The organism is Dictyoglomus sp. SSW, from assembly GCF_055181335.1.
Window position 1 is genome coordinate 168,521 of the sequence record NZ_CM143705.1, and the last position, 14,833, is coordinate 183,353.

The window sequence follows — 14,833 nt, forward strand, 5'->3', positions numbered from 1 at the left end:
TTAATTTATGAGATTTTTCCCAAAAGAGGATTTGCAAAAAGAAGTATAAGAGCTACACTTAATGTAAATATCATAATAGTCTCAATAAAGGCAAGGGCAAAAAGAAGCATACGGTTAATTTGATCAGCAGCCTCTGGTTGTCGAGCCACACTTTCAAAAGCACTTGCAGCTGCATTTCCCTGAGCCTTTGTAGCATTCATACCTACTAATGCAACAGAAAAACCTGCTGTAACAATAGAAACAATAATTACCCATACGATCATATTCTTTACCTCCTTTACTCTTCTAAAGCTGCTGCAAGATATGCAGCGCTAAGGCTTGTAAATATAAAAGCTTGAATAAATCCCATAAACATATTCAAGGCCATAATAGGTACAGGAACAATCAAAGGTGCAAGAATAGTAATTATTCCAAGAACAATATGTTCACCAGAGATATTTCCAAAAAGTCGCAGTGCAAGAGATACAGGACGGGTTATCTGCTCAAGGATATTTATAGGAAGAAATAGGATAGAAGGTGAGATAAAACTCTTAAAATATTCTATTCCCTTCTCTTTAAAGGCTACATATTGAATATACAAAATAGTACCTATAGCAAGACCTGCTGTTACATTAATGTCGGATGTAGGAGAAGTAAAACCCGGTATAAAGCCAGACCAATTTGATATAAGGATGAATAAAAAAAGAGTCCCAAAAAAAGCAAGGTGTCTATCTGCTACATCCTCAGGTAAAAAACCAGTAATGTATCTTTTGAACATTTCAACAAGAGTTTCAACAATATTTTCCTTAGTGGTAAGCTCTTCTCTGGGTTTATAACTAAACCAAAATAAAAGAACAAGAACTATTAGAGATATAATCTGTAGGGATATGAAAGTGTCAGTAATAGGTATACCAAAGATTTCTCCTATAATTCGAGGTCCTATTTCAGGCCCTTTTTCCATCCTTATTCCTCCATGTTATTATCATCATATATCCTTGCCCTATTAAATAGCCAATTAAAAATAATATAATTCCTACAAAGCCAGCTCTCAAACTTAATAAAAAAGCTAAAATCAAAACTCCATATCTTTTTATTATACTTCTATTATATCCTCCTATTCCATACCTTTTTAAATCATAAGCTAACCAACAAAAAGTTATTATACTACCACATAATCCAAAAATCAAAGATGATATGGGAGGATATAAAAAGAAGAAAACAAGTCCTATCAGTACTCCTATAAAGGCAATCTTCAAATATTTACCGTAGAAATCTAAAGATATCACGGAAACCTACCCATATTCCAAGAACTGTAAATCCTAAAAGAAAAACAGGTGATGTACCAAAAACTTTATCTAAATAATATCCTATAAAGATACTAACCAACAAAGAACCAAGAAGCCCTGTTCCAAGGGCAAAAGTAAAATTAAATATCTCCCAAATGTTCTTAGGTTTCTTTTTATTCATTTTTTTAAAATCAAAATTTTTTTATCTGTCTCAACGCCTCATAAACCACTATAGCTACTGAATTTGATAAATTTAAAGATCTAACTGGACCAAACATGGGTATAGTTATTGAATTCTCCCAATACTTATTGACAATATCCTCTGGTATTCCTTCATCTTCAGATCCAAATATCAGATAATCTCCTTCTCTATACTCTACCTCAGTATAAAATTTATAGGCAGGAAATTCAACTAAGAAAAACCTTCCCCTTTTATTCTTCTCATAAAAATCTTCCCAACTCTTGTAAGTTTCGTAATCAAGATAACTCCAGTAATCAAGACCTGCTCTTTTTAAATATTTATCTGTCAAGGAAAAACCAAGCTTACCAACTAAATGAAGCTTGGAATTAGTTGCCACACATAACCTGCCAATATTACCAGTATTATAAGGAATCTGTGGTTCTATAAGTACTACATGGAGATTATGCTTCATTAACCTTTGAGAAGCTCCTCTACTATCTTTCTTATCCTTTCTCCTTCAGCCAATCCTTTTAATCCAGAAATTGCTTCTTTCATAACCTTTCCCATATCTTTGATATTAGTAGCTCCAACTTTCTCTATTATTTCCTTAATCTTTATCCTTAATTCCTCATCTGATAGCTCTGCTGGTACATATTCCTCTAAAATCTTTAATTCCCTCTCTTCTTTTTCAGCAAGGTCAAGCCTCCCACCTTGATTATACATTTCAATAGCTTCTCTTCTTTTTTTAAGCTCCTTCTTAATTACCTCTAACACTTCTCCATCATCTAATTCTTTACCCTTTTCTCTTAACTCAATTTCTCTATACTTGATTGCAGATCTTAAAGTGCTTAAAACTTCTGCCCTAAAATTATCTTTGTTTTTTAGAGCAGTCATATAATCTTTTGTGATCTTTTCATAGAGCATTGTTTTAATCCTCCTTCTCCAGTATTTCTATAATTTTAATCCAACCTCTTTTTGTATTTTCAGGATTGTAACCCCCACCGCCAAGTATCAATAGTTTTCCATTACACACCATATTTGAAAGATCTATTATTTCTTTTACAAATTTCCCATAACCTTCCACACTGTAATTTAAATGGGTAATTGGATCACCTGAAAGTCCATCTACTCCAGCTTGTAGAATTATAAAATCAACCTTAATTTCCCAAGCAAAATTTTTAATCTCTTCTAAAGCAAGTAAAAGCTCATCATCAGAAGCTCCAGGAAGCAAAGGAATATTCAACTTAGTACCAAAAGCATTTCCTTTTCCTCTCTCATCCCTTTTCCCTGTACCTGGATAGAGAAATCTACCATCCTCATGAACATCTGCAATGTATAGATGAGGATCATCCACGTATTCGTAAAAAACCCCATCCCCATGATGGGCATCAACATCTATATAGAGAATATCTTGAATGTTATACTTTTTTCTCAAATACTCAATACCCACTCCAATATCATTGAATATACAAAAACCCGCAGCAGTATTCCTTCTTGCATGATGCAAACCTGCCATAGGTACAAAAACTCTTTTATATTTTCCCTCCATTATGAGATCTATCCCTTTTAAGGAAGAACCTACTACATAAGAGGCCGCCTCATAACAATCTAAAAAGGCAGGTGTATCTCCATAATCCAAATAACCCTCTCCTGTCTTTGATTTTTCAATCACAAAATCTACATATTCTTTTGTTTGAAAAAGCAGTAAATCATCATAGGAACTTATTTGAGGAGTTTCTCTTTTTATCAAAGTATCTCTTCTTTCTAATTCTTCCTTAAAAGATTCCAATCTTCTTCTATTCATAGGATGAGGTTCTGGAAAGGAATAGAGTAAAGATTCTTCTCCCCAGATAAAACTACTCTCCGTATTCTTCAATTTCTACCCCCCTTTTAGAAATATATTCTCTAAATTCCTCCTTTAAAGATATAGGTACCTTTACTTCCAAAACCACATCTTCACCAAAATTCTCATCTATCTCGCAGGAAAAATTTTTAATAAGTTCCCTCTTTATATTAGGGAAATCTTTATATGTAACCTTAATTCTATAGTTGACAGTAACTATCTTTTTTACAATTTTAGCCTTTTCTATGGTTTTCTCCATTGTAAAATGGTAAGCATCAATAAGTCCTCTAACACCTAATTTAATCCCACCAAAATATCTCACCACAATACCTATTATATTATATAAATCTTTCTCTCTTAAAGCATTCAATATAGGAATTCCTGCTGTTCCAGTAGGTTCTCCACCATCAGAAAAGTACTCTTCCCCAGTTACCTTTCTATAAGCATAACAATAATGGGTAGCATTTTTGTAGTTTTCTTTCACACCTTTTAATATATCAGAGGGATTTGTTTCCAATGGTTTTATTATGCCTATGAAAAGAGATCTTTGAATTTTCACTTCAAAGGTTTCTTCATTTTCAACTGTTAGATATTTTTCTACAGGACTCATTCGCTTCCAAGTATTATCTCTAACTCCCTTATCTTTTCATTTCTTATAACCTTGAATATAACCTTACTGTTTGGTGGTGTATGACTCAAAAATCTATGTAAATCATCAATATTATTTATTAATTCATTATCAGCCATAATTATTATATCACCACTTAGTAAGTTTCCCTTTTGAGCAGGGCTTGATGGAGCTACTCTTATAATATATACTCCACCTTCTTGCTTCAAATTTAACATATCCCTCAATTTTCTTGGGATTACTACACTTTGACCTATAATACCAAGATAACTTCTTCTTACCCTACCCTCCTTTATAAGAAGACCAGCTACCCATTTTGCTGTATTGATAGGAATAGCAAAACATATTCCTTGAGCACCCTGTATTATCGCTGTATTCACTCCTATAACTTTTCCATATATATCCACTAATGGTCCTCCAGAACTTCCAGGATTAAGGGCTGCATCTGTTTGGATAATATTTTCCATAAGATGCCCACTATAACTTCTTAATGATCTCCCTAAAGCACTTATTACCCCACTGGTAACACTATGCCCAAATCCTAAGGGATTTCCTATGGCAAGAACAATCTGTCCTACCTTTAAAGCATCAGAATCTCCCAATTCCAAATAAGGAAGATCCTTTTCGGGGATCTTAAGCACTGAAAGATCTGTTTGAGGATCTTCTCCCACAAGCTCTGCATTATATGATCTTCTATCTGAAAGAGTTATCTGAATTTTTGTAGCTTGGCGAGTAACATGACTATTAGTAAGGATATATCCATCAGAAGTAAAGATAAAACCAGAGGCAAAGCCTTTAATCTCTTGAGGACCAAAAAAGAATGGAATAAAAGTACTTTGACTTAGATCAATATTAACAACAGCAGGACTAACCTTTTCCACTACCCTTACCAAAGCATTAGAGTATGCTTCTAAAAATTTTTCATAGTCTTCCATCTTTTGAACCCCCTAAAATCCAATGATAAATCTTCCCTATACTTTTCTCTAAAACATCAAAATGATCTGTCTCTTGAAGTATTACAAAGGTAATGTTATTCCTTTTATATTTTTCTGCTATTTTAAATAATTCATCCCTATTATAAAATTTATCTCTATCTCCCACCACTACAAGAGTAGGAACATACAGACTATCCCATATCTTCTTAACAGAATCTGGAAAGGCAGATTTAAAAAAGGTTAAAGAGTAATTATTAACTAAAAGTTTATCCTCCACTCCCTCAGGAAGATCCCATGAAATAATCCTAAAATGAGGGAATAAAAAAGATAAGAATTGAAATATTTTGGTAGTATTCTTTATTTTCAAAATATTATTACTATTAGTAGAGATCTTTTCTACTGGTAATCCACCAGATATTAGAATCAAACCTGCAGGATTTAAATTATACTCCATAAAGTATTTTAGGGTCAAAGCTGCTCCCATACTATGGCCACCTAGGTAAACTGGTAAACCAGGATTTTCCATCCTTACAATCTCGTAAAATCTATACATATCTTCCGAAAGAGACTTAAAATCAGGGGAATCTCCTCTTCTTCCTTCTGACCTTCCATGTCCTCTTATATCAGGAAGATAAACCTTTATCCCTAAATCAGCCAAGGCTTTTGCAAAAGGGAGGTAATACTTACCATAAACAGAAATACCATGAATAAATATCAAAGTTGCCTTTGAATTATCCGTTTTTACTATTCTATATGCAATAGAAGTGCCATCATAGGATTTAAAATATAATACATCATTATCCATATTTTTTATTCTTTTAGCAAATTCTTGAAAATCTAAAGACAAACCACAACAAAGGAAAACTAATAAAAGGAATAATAAAATACAAAGTAATTTATTCCTCATACAGTAACTTTTCCTTATCCTCAACGATCTCTTGATTCTTTATTAGAGTCACAACTTTGTTAACATATTTCCTTTTATCACCAAGAAGAATAGCTCCAACAAGCTTATCATCCTTAAATATTAGCTTTCTATAAAAACCTTCTTTATTCTTATTAACCTTTATTTCATAAACTTCTCCTTCTGGATTAATCTCTCCAATAGAAGTAAGATCTATTCCTGTAACTTTCAAGGAATTAAGAGGAATAGTACCTTTATATTCTACTTTTCTTCCCATCATATTTTCTACAGCTACCCTGGCTTGCTCCAAACATGCTGGAATAATGCCATAAATTCTTCCTTGATGCTCTACACAGTCACCCACAGCAAAAATTCCTTCCGCACTTGTTTCCATATAGTCATTTACAACTATTCCTTTATTTACTCCTATTCCCGAATTTTTTGCAAATTCCACATTGGGTATAATACCAGCAGAAATTATAAGTAGATCGCCGTTTATTATTTTGCCATCTTCTAATTCAATCCCTACAAATTTTCCATTATTTTCTAATACTTTCTTGGCCTTTACTCCAAGATAAAAGCTAAAACCAAATTTAGATTGAATAATACTTTGAAGTACTTTACTACCCTCATCATCAAGCTGTCTGGGTAAAAGTCTTGGGAAAAATTCTAATCCAATAATTTTTAGACCTCTTTGATATAAAGCCCTTCCTGTCTCTAGCCCTAAAAGGCCACAACCTAAAAGTATTGCTGTTTCTTTTCCCTTTATATAGGAAAGAATATTTAAGGCATCATCTAATGTTCTAAGGGTAAAAACACCTTCTACATTTATGTTTTCAAGAGGAGGTATTTGAGGTCTTGCTCCAGAAGCAATAAGCAGTTTATCATAATTGTATTTTCCCTTATTCGTTTCAACTTCTTTTTTAGAAATATCTATCCTTAATACTCTTTCTCCCAATATTACATTAATCTTTTTACTTTTGTACCAGTCGTCAGTATAAAAGAAAATTTCCTCTTTTTTAATATTTCCTGCTAAAAATTCTATAAGTTGTGGCCTTGCATAATAGGGATATTTTTCTTCAGAAATAATAATTACTTCGGATTCTTTATCCTTTTCTCTTATTAATTCTGCTGAAGTTATTCCTGAAACCCCGTTACCAATAATAAAATATTTCATATACTATAACCTATACTGGTTTGAACATACTTTTATCCGCACCACACACAGGACATACCCAATCATCTGGAATCTCTTCAAAAGGTGTTCCTGGTGGAATATTCCCATGAGGGTCTCCTTCCTCTGGATCATAAATGTACCCACATACTATACATCTATATTTTGTCATAAACTTAACCCCCTTATTAAAATTTATTTTCAGTTTTAAATTATATCAAAAAACTACAAGTATTTCTATTAAAAACTTGGTAACAAGGTAAATCCCTCAGGTCTACCCATAAGTTCCAATCCTTTTGATGGAAACGCCTTGAGATATATGCTAAATTGGAAACTTTGGGTAGCAAAATAATATGTAGCTTTCATATTAAAACAGTGAAGATCCTTCTCTAAGGAGAGAGAATAAAAGGTATTCCCTAAGGTAGGTATATAATAACCTAAAAGACTAAGTTTACCAGAATAATGCCAATCTCCTGTTATATTAATTCCTACCTTATAATCCACCCTTTTAATTAGGTTAGCATTTAAATCATATAGACTACCGAAAGAAAAATAAAAATTTGGATTCTGAAAAATACCTTGGATAAAAAGAGGCGTGAATGTTTGTGTATTCCAAAGATAAGACGTCTTAGCAGAAAAGGTTGCCGTTTTTTCCAGTTTTAGTATTCCTGAAATAGATAAAGATGTAGGTGTATTATTGATAAAATTATAGCCTTGCTGTAAGGATATATTTATATTGGGGTTTCCAATAGTAGCTTGGAAACCTATATTGTTGATATTAGTTAAATAATCGAAATAGAAAGGAGTATTCCCAGAATCTCCAGTTATAATATCTTTTCCTAACCATTGGAAATTATAATTTAGAGATCCTGATATTAAAGATGAAAGTCTATAGCTATAACTTATATTTCCAAATAAAAGATAACGTGCATCTTGAGTACCATAGAATTCCTGCTTAAATCCAAGATTTGAAGAGATATTTCCAGTAGAAAATAATAACTTGGGAGATAAAGTTAAAGAAAATCCCATTTTCCATGTATTGATAGTAAAAGGAATACCTGGCTCAACATAATTTCCAAAAAGTAATTCCAGCCTTGATGGAATACTTGCAAGTGATAATTTTCTACTATAATAAAATTCTGGCACCTTCTTTAATAATAAATCTGCAGTATTAGTCCATCTTTCATTGGCATATATATAAAATCTTTGAACAGTATCATCGTAATCAAGATTAATATTTCCCTGCAAATCCTCTTGTCTACTTCCTAAAGTATAAGAAAGCTTGCTATATCTTATATTGGACTGTAGTTTTAGATTTTTATTGAAATCAAGAGTTGTATTAATATTTACCCCTTTATTATCAAAGTTGGGATTATTATTCCAAGTCCCAAGTATATTAGTTCTTAATATTCCAGAGGTATAGGTTAAATTAACTGAGTTTTGCAAGGAATAATTACCAGAATAAGGATAAGAAAAATATATGGAATTAAAATTTAAGGAAAGAGAAGAAAGAACATATTTACCAGTAATACTAAGTCTTAATTCATCGGTATTAAGATTGTAATTATAAAGGTAGTGAGCATCTATATTTCCAGAAAGATTTGGAAAACTATACTTTTGAGATAGAGAGAATTTAAACCCTTGATTTTGAGATATAAGAAAAGTAAGAACACCAGGAACCCCCCAAAGATTATATGTAAAAGGATAAGTAAGATATAGTCCAAGAGTAGAATCATAACCAATCTGAGGAAATGGAGAAGGCTCCTTTGTGAGAGGAATTACATAATAGGGAACATAAAAAATTGGCAGATAAAAAGCAGGATATGGAAATCTCAAAAAGAAAATCACATTAATAAAAACTATTCTATCATTAGGATAATATTCAATTTGAGATGAAGAAAGGAAATAATGAGGATTTTCATAAGAACAAGTAGTAAAAGCACCTTTCTTAAGGGATATATCTCCCTTCTTCCATATTAAATCTTCTCCTTTTATATACATCTTTTCTTGAGAGTCAAGTACCTTATATTTTAATTTCACATTTTTTATAGTAGCTTTCTCTTCCTTATAAAAGTACTCTATATCTTCTGCCCAAAACTCTCCTTCTTTATCTCTAAAATAAACATTACCTTCCGCCTTAAATAAGGCTTCTCTTATACTTCCTTCTAATCTGTCTGCCTTTATTAATATATCTTTTCCTGAAAACTCCACATTACCTTCCGCCTTAAAAAATTGGGTTTCCCAATTAAAAGATATTTTTTCTGCCTTTATTTTCCAAGGAGTCTCGGCAAAAGCTATATGTAGGATAAAATATAGTATTATAGTAATAAAAACTAATCTTTTCACCATTTTCTTATCTTCCATATAAATACTCCCAAACTGATACTTCCTAAGGTAATATTAGGTAACCATGCAGAGATAAAAGGAGAAAAAATGGCATGCTCTCCTAAGGATCGAGCGATAATGTTGAAACCATAATAAAAGAAGGCAATAATAATACTAAAGGCAGTTCCCCAAAGTCTTCCTCCTCTTCCTGTAATAAGGATTACACTAAATCCAAGGAGAGCAAATATAGGCAATGCAACACTTTGGGCAATCCTTAGATAATCCTCTACAAGATAGGATCTAGCAGATATTCCCGATTTTCTATAAACTTCAATTCTTTTCTTAAGTTCATTAGTAGGCATCTCTTGAGGAGTTCTATCTCTATAAAAGATTAGCATAAAATCTTGAGGAAGATTTATCTTAAACTCCTCAAAATTTCCCTCCCATGCTACAAAGGAATCCTCTCCTAAATAATGTACTATGCCATTTTTCAATATAAGTGAATCTCTATTCCAAATAGCCTCCTTTGCAGTGTAAATAACAGGAAATTTATTGGAATTTGAGGTATCATATACAAGTACATCTTCCATTTTATTACTCTTTTCTATTATTTTTTTAACGTAATAATACCTTCCCTCTTCATCATGAAAAAAAACATTTTCACCCTTTACAGGAGCAGGATTTAAAAAAAAGTATTTTTGAATCAATTGATTAGCACGAAAATTAGATTCTGGAATAAGAGAATAAGTAAAAAACCAAAGAATTATGGAAAGCAATAGGGAAAACAAAAGGGGTACAATTGTCAGAGAAAAAAAATAAATTCCACTACATCTCATAGCAAATATTTCGCCATCTCTCATAAGCCTTCCAAAGGAAAAAATTATAGCGAAAAGAAGAGACACAGGAATCACAAATACTAACAATGATGGAATCTTATAGTAAAGAAGTTTCAATACAACCTCTAAACTGATCCTTCTTAAAATAATAAAATCAGAAAACTCATAAAGTATTTGGATTAGCATTACTAATATAAATCCAAATATTCCCAAGAAGAAGGGACCTAATAATTCACTTAATACATACTTGTGATAAGTTTTTATTCTTATCATTCTTTTACATAAAAGGTAGTATCTATATTGCCTTCTGCCTCAACCCTCTTATCCTTTACATATACTACAAGCTTTTTACAATTTATTTCATTCTTATCACTATCCAACATCTTTACATTATCTAAAAAGGTATAAACCTCTTTATCAGTATCAAAGTCTGCACTACTTGCAGTTACTATAAGATCTTCCCTCTCTATTCTTACGCTTCCAGTTAAACTTCCTGTTTTATTCTTTAAAGAGTAAACTACTCCCTGAGAAAAAAGTTTTGTAATTTCTATTTTCTCTCCACTTTTTCTCTGCAAAACCACATTTACATTTTTCTTTAACTCCAAGATCTCCTTTTTAAGATCTACCTTTAAATCCTCCCCGAAAATTGATAAATCTTTTTGAGTAATACTTACTTTTCCTGGAGCTTCCACAATACTGGTATCTTGATTATAAAATATCATTGTGCTTGTAATCTTTGTCTCATCCTCTTGACCAGGTTTATATATAACAGTAACATTTCCCTCTGCTCGAGTCACCTTTTTCCCAAAATCATAAGATATTTTTTGGGCAGAAATCTTAATAGGAGTTTTAGTTTGTGAAAAACCGATTCCTATAATTAGCACAAAGATTAAAAAAATTCCAATTATCTTATTCATGTTTTTCCTCCCCTCTTAATATAATACTTCTATCACCACATTACCTTCAAAATCAGCTTTTCCTTCCTTAGAATCAAATCTAAAAATATCTGCCTCGGCCTTAAACTCTCCTCTCTTCTCAAATCTTACCCTTCCCTTTGTACTAACAAATTCCCCTGTATCAAAATACCATACCCCTTCTCTTGCCTCACCCACATAACCATCCTCAGTTTCAAAATATAATCTATCTGGTATTTTCATTATCTTTTTATCCCTATCTACCTCTGCCTTTTCTGTTTTTATATACAAAGACAATTTATTATCTCTATATACTTTACCATCTATATTCCCCTCAAAGAGAAATTTTCTATAATTTAAATCAATACTTAAATTATCAGCTGAGATCTCCCAACTCAGATTTCCCTCATCTCTACCCTTCAAATGTACCTTTTTGGCATAAATACCAGGCTTCTCATAATTAGAAGATACTTCTTCTTTTTGTGGAGGAAAAAGATAGTAACTTCCTCCCCAAGCAATAAGAACCACCAATATCAATATACTAAGAAAAATTGTCCGTCTCATTCTTTAATCAATTTTATCAAAAGAAATATTAAAAATCCCAAAAACATGGGCATATCCCCCCAAAAAGTATAAAAAGAAAAGCTCCCTTTTGGAACTTCTCCATAAATAGCAACTTTTTCCCCTTCTTTTGTTTCTTTTATAATCCTACCATAAGGATCAGCGAAAAATGTAATCCCCGTATTTGCTACCTGAACTATAGGTCTCCTATTTTCTACTCCTCTAAGAAGAGATTGATTCTTATGCTGATAGACTGCTGGTGTCCCTTGAAACCAGCCATCATTAGTTATAACCACAATTATATCACTATGTCTTTGAGAAAGTATTTTTGATGGATCTGAGAATAAAGATTCAAAACATATAAGTACACCTATTTTCTTCCCATCAATAGATAAAGGATAAAAACCAGGACCACTACTATAATTTCCAATAAGTCCTCTAAAATACTCTGGAATTACATAATTGAAAGGAAAGGGAACTTCCTCAACAAAAGGTACAAGTTGTACCTTCCTATGCACTTTATATCTTCCATCCCTTGTGATGAGATATGCAGAATTATAAATATTTCTTCCATTCATCTCCAAGGATCCTAAAAGAAGATTAGTATTTTTAAACTCTGCAAGCTCTCCCAACTCCTTGAGATATATGGGAGAATGATTTAAAAAGCAAAAAAGTACACTCTCTGCCCATACCACTAAATCCAAATTATCAGGAAGATTTAATGTTAGTTCTTTATGAACCTGGAATTGGTCATAAATATTGGTATAAAAATATTTGGAAAAGCTATCATAACTTCCTTGTACCGCTCCCACCTTCATAAATGAATTGTAATCCCCTCTACCTATAAAAATTCCTACAATAAATAGAGAAATAAAAACAAAAATAAAAGAAATCTTTCTTTTAAAATCCGATTCCCTAAATCTTGCTATTACAGTATTAACTAAAACAACTAAAAAAACTAAACCCAATTCGCCAAATATACTTGCCCATTGAAGAAGAGGATAAATATGAACCAAAGGCTCCCCAAATGACCCCCAATTAAAGGCAAGAGGTCCATGGCATCTTATCCATTGTATAAATACCATAAAAAAGGCTGGAAAAAATATAGAATTCTCTTTTCTTTTTACCCCCCAAAGAAAAACTCCATAATATAGAGAAAGATAAATAATAAGAAGAAGATACACAAATATGGAGAGACCTATACTTGTAAAATGAGATACCAAGCGTGGTATCCAATAAAAGTTAACACTATTATAGCCAATTCCATATAAAAAACCCAAGATAAAAGCTTTCCTTTGAGTAATTTCCGGAAGAAGGGAAAAAAGAGGTATAAGGGTAAAAAAGATAAGAAAAGAAAAATTAAAAGGAGGAAAAGCAAGAATATAAAAGAGTATAGATATAAAAAGATATATAAAAATTTTGAACTTGTTTACTCTAACCATACTTTAATGTAACTCACCGCCTGATTCAAAGAATATTTTTCATAAAATACCTTTCCACTGATAGGATTGGTTAAATCTATATATATATCTTCCTGATATATATCTTCCTGTGGAACACTCCATAGAAGATCAGCTAAACCTTGTATGTATGATGGGCTTCCTAATATTTTGTATAAATATATCTTCATATAAAGCTTACTTAGAGATCCCCCAAAAACAATCAATGGAATTTGAAAAATCAAAGTAGTTTTATCCTCTGAAATCTCACCTTTAAGTTGAGCATGTATCAAAGAAAATAGTTGAAGAGTTGACAGATCTCCATTTTTGCCCCACTTAAAGTTCAATATATCCCTATCTCCATCACACCATATGAAGTATTGCCATGTACTTAGATCATTACTTACATATCCATCTTTATTAAATGGAATCACAAGGGAATAGTAATTACCACCATCGTATAAACTTAAAGGATTATAAAACTCTAATTGAATTTTTAAAAGTCCTTTCGGTCTTATAGTAACAGTACGTGCACATCCTGATAAAAGAAATAAAATAATAAGTAGAAAAATAAAAATTCTTTTCATAAATGCTACTTTCTCCTCTTTAAGAAGAATGTACTTCCCTCTCCTTCTCTACTTTCCACTTCTATCTCAAGACCTGCCACATCTGAAAGCTTTTTAGCAAGAGAAAGACCAAGCCCATACCCCCTACTACTTCTTGACTTATCCAATTTATAAAATCTTTCAAAAATCTTAGAAATCTCTTCCTCAGGTATACCTTTTCCATAATCTCTTACGAAAAATTTACCATCATTATAACCTATATCAATTAACTTTTTATCAAGAGAATTTTTTATTCCATTCTCAATAAAAATTCCCAGGATAATTTCAAGAACTTTCTTTGGAAAAATCACTTCTTCATTTTTATTTAGAATTATATGAAATTCATATTCTGAATAAATCTTTGAATATTTCTCCTTTATCTCTTCCAAAAACTCCTTTACCCAAAATTTATTGAAAATTATATCTTCTGAGACCCTTGCTGTTTCAAGAAGAGTATCTACCATATTTACCATATATTGAGTTGTTTCCTCCAATATGTTTAATGACTCCTCAAGAACTTTTTTATCCTCTTTTCCCCACCTTTTTAACATTTTTATATACCCCAAAATAGAAGTAAGAGGAGTCTTCAATTCATGAGAAACATCCGAAGAAAATTCTTCCTCCCGTTTATAAACCTTTTCTATCCTATCAAGCATCATATTCAATGTATTCACAAGCTCCCAAAGTTCATCCTTTGTCCTGGGAAACTCTATCCTATCTTGTCTTCTTATATCCACCTTTTTTGCCTCTTTTATTATTCTTCTTATTGGAGATAAAAATCTATTGGACATAAAATAACCAATAGCCATGGAAGGAATTATGGAAAGTAAAGCAAAAAGTATGGAATTTCTTTTTAACCTATCAAGGGCATATATGGTAGATGTAATATCCTTACCAATAAGATATTCATCTCTTTTAACTATGAGTACATAATATCCATCATTAGTATTATATATACCTTCTTCTTTCACTTCACCCAAACTAAAGGGATCTTGAATAACCACTCCATTTTGGGCAATATAGTAGGAAGAAATTCTTCCCATTCCCCTTCCCATCATAAATCCTCTTCCATAGGAAAAGCCAAAAAAACTCTTATACAGATCCTTTTTATGCTCATCCATAATGGTATTTTTAGAATTCTCGTAAAAAATCAAAGAAAAAAGAGAAATAAAAGTTACTATAACAAAAGTATAAGTTAGAGTGATCTTCCAAGCTATTTTCAT

At 31.8% G+C, this 14,833-nt stretch carries 19 protein-coding genes; all 19 read right to left on the reverse strand.

Features of this window, described 5'->3' with window-relative positions; genetic code table 11:
- Positions 1 to 5: 5 nt before the first annotated feature.
- Entirely contained in the window at positions 6 to 263 is a 258-nt protein-coding gene (locus ACY3JM_RS00765; protein ID WP_463082897.1) for an ATP synthase subunit c family protein, read from the reverse strand.
- Between the two features lie 14 nt (positions 264 to 277).
- Positions 278 to 940 carry a F0F1 ATP synthase subunit A gene (gene atpB / locus ACY3JM_RS00770; RefSeq protein ID WP_463082898.1) on the reverse strand — a complete coding sequence of 221 codons (663 nt, stop codon included), beginning with the start codon at positions 938 to 940 and terminating at the stop codon, positions 278 to 280.
- Positions 924 to 1,265, reverse strand: a complete 342-nt coding sequence (locus ACY3JM_RS00775) for a hypothetical protein (protein ID WP_463111455.1) — start codon at positions 1,263 to 1,265, stop codon at positions 924 to 926. The genes atpB and ACY3JM_RS00775 overlap by 17 nt, the downstream gene beginning before the upstream one ends.
- Positions 1,240 to 1,446 (reverse strand): AtpZ/AtpI family protein, encoded by a 207-nt coding sequence (locus ACY3JM_RS00780; protein ID WP_463082900.1) that lies wholly within the window; start codon positions 1,444 to 1,446, stop codon positions 1,240 to 1,242. Before ACY3JM_RS00780 ends, ACY3JM_RS00775 begins: the two co-directional genes overlap by 26 nt.
- Positions 1,447 to 1,456: 10 nt before the next feature.
- On the reverse strand, positions 1,457 to 1,918 hold the full coding sequence (locus ACY3JM_RS00785; RefSeq protein WP_463082901.1) for a tRNA (cytidine(34)-2'-O)-methyltransferase: 462 nt from the start codon (positions 1,916 to 1,918) through the stop codon (positions 1,457 to 1,459).
- Positions 1,918 to 2,370, reverse strand: coding sequence for a GatB/YqeY domain-containing protein (locus ACY3JM_RS00790; RefSeq protein WP_463082902.1), 453 nt, complete (start codon positions 2,368 to 2,370; stop codon positions 1,918 to 1,920). Before ACY3JM_RS00790 ends, ACY3JM_RS00785 begins: the two co-directional genes overlap by 1 nt.
- Positions 2,371 to 2,374: 4 nt before the next feature.
- Complete coding sequence (locus ACY3JM_RS00795; protein ID WP_463082903.1) at positions 2,375 to 3,322, reverse strand: acetoin utilization protein AcuC; 948 nt, start codon at positions 3,320 to 3,322, stop codon at positions 2,375 to 2,377.
- Complete coding sequence (locus ACY3JM_RS00800; protein ID WP_463082904.1) at positions 3,303 to 3,899, reverse strand: IMPACT family protein; 597 nt, start codon at positions 3,897 to 3,899, stop codon at positions 3,303 to 3,305. The genes ACY3JM_RS00795 and ACY3JM_RS00800 overlap by 20 nt, the downstream gene beginning before the upstream one ends.
- Positions 3,896 to 4,852, reverse strand: coding sequence for a S1C family serine protease (locus ACY3JM_RS00805; RefSeq protein WP_463082905.1), 957 nt, complete (start codon positions 4,850 to 4,852; stop codon positions 3,896 to 3,898). The genes ACY3JM_RS00800 and ACY3JM_RS00805 overlap by 4 nt, the downstream gene beginning before the upstream one ends.
- Positions 4,839 to 5,759 carry an alpha/beta hydrolase gene (locus tag ACY3JM_RS00810; protein ID WP_463111456.1) on the reverse strand — a complete coding sequence of 307 codons (921 nt, stop codon included), beginning with the start codon at positions 5,757 to 5,759 and terminating at the stop codon, positions 4,839 to 4,841. The genes ACY3JM_RS00805 and ACY3JM_RS00810 overlap by 14 nt, the downstream gene beginning before the upstream one ends.
- Positions 5,749 to 6,933 (reverse strand): NAD(P)/FAD-dependent oxidoreductase, encoded by a 1,185-nt coding sequence (locus tag ACY3JM_RS00815; RefSeq protein WP_463111457.1) that lies wholly within the window; start codon positions 6,931 to 6,933, stop codon positions 5,749 to 5,751. The genes ACY3JM_RS00810 and ACY3JM_RS00815 overlap by 11 nt, the downstream gene beginning before the upstream one ends.
- 10 nt (positions 6,934 to 6,943) lie before the next feature.
- A complete protein-coding gene (rd, locus tag ACY3JM_RS00820) occupies positions 6,944 to 7,102 on the reverse strand; it encodes a rubredoxin (protein ID WP_463082908.1) in 159 nt (52 codons plus the stop codon).
- A 68-nt stretch (positions 7,103 to 7,170) separates the two neighbouring features.
- A complete protein-coding gene (locus ACY3JM_RS00825) occupies positions 7,171 to 9,294 on the reverse strand; it encodes an LPS-assembly protein LptD (protein WP_463111458.1) in 2,124 nt (707 codons plus the stop codon).
- Positions 9,273 to 10,364, reverse strand: coding sequence for an LptF/LptG family permease (locus tag ACY3JM_RS00830; protein WP_463111459.1), 1,092 nt, complete (start codon positions 10,362 to 10,364; stop codon positions 9,273 to 9,275). The genes ACY3JM_RS00825 and ACY3JM_RS00830 overlap by 22 nt, the downstream gene beginning before the upstream one ends.
- Positions 10,361 to 11,008, reverse strand: a complete 648-nt coding sequence (gene lptC, locus ACY3JM_RS00835) for an LPS export ABC transporter periplasmic protein LptC (protein ID WP_463111460.1) — start codon at positions 11,006 to 11,008, stop codon at positions 10,361 to 10,363. Before lptC (ACY3JM_RS00835) ends, ACY3JM_RS00830 begins: the two co-directional genes overlap by 4 nt.
- 15 nt (positions 11,009 to 11,023) lie before the next feature.
- On the reverse strand, positions 11,024 to 11,569 hold the full coding sequence (gene lptC, locus ACY3JM_RS00840; protein WP_463111461.1) for an LPS export ABC transporter periplasmic protein LptC: 546 nt from the start codon (positions 11,567 to 11,569) through the stop codon (positions 11,024 to 11,026).
- Positions 11,566 to 13,008 (reverse strand): apolipoprotein N-acyltransferase, encoded by a 1,443-nt coding sequence (gene lnt / locus ACY3JM_RS00845; RefSeq protein ID WP_463111462.1) that lies wholly within the window; start codon positions 13,006 to 13,008, stop codon positions 11,566 to 11,568. Before lnt ends, lptC (ACY3JM_RS00840) begins: the two co-directional genes overlap by 4 nt.
- The gene (locus tag ACY3JM_RS00850; protein ID WP_463111463.1) at positions 12,996 to 13,592 is read right to left on the reverse strand and encodes a hypothetical protein; all 597 of its coding nucleotides are present in this window, start codon (positions 13,590 to 13,592) and stop codon (positions 12,996 to 12,998) included. Before ACY3JM_RS00850 ends, lnt begins: the two co-directional genes overlap by 13 nt.
- 5 nt (positions 13,593 to 13,597) lie before the next feature.
- A complete protein-coding gene (locus ACY3JM_RS00855) occupies positions 13,598 to 14,833 on the reverse strand; it encodes a sensor histidine kinase (protein WP_463082915.1) in 1,236 nt (411 codons plus the stop codon).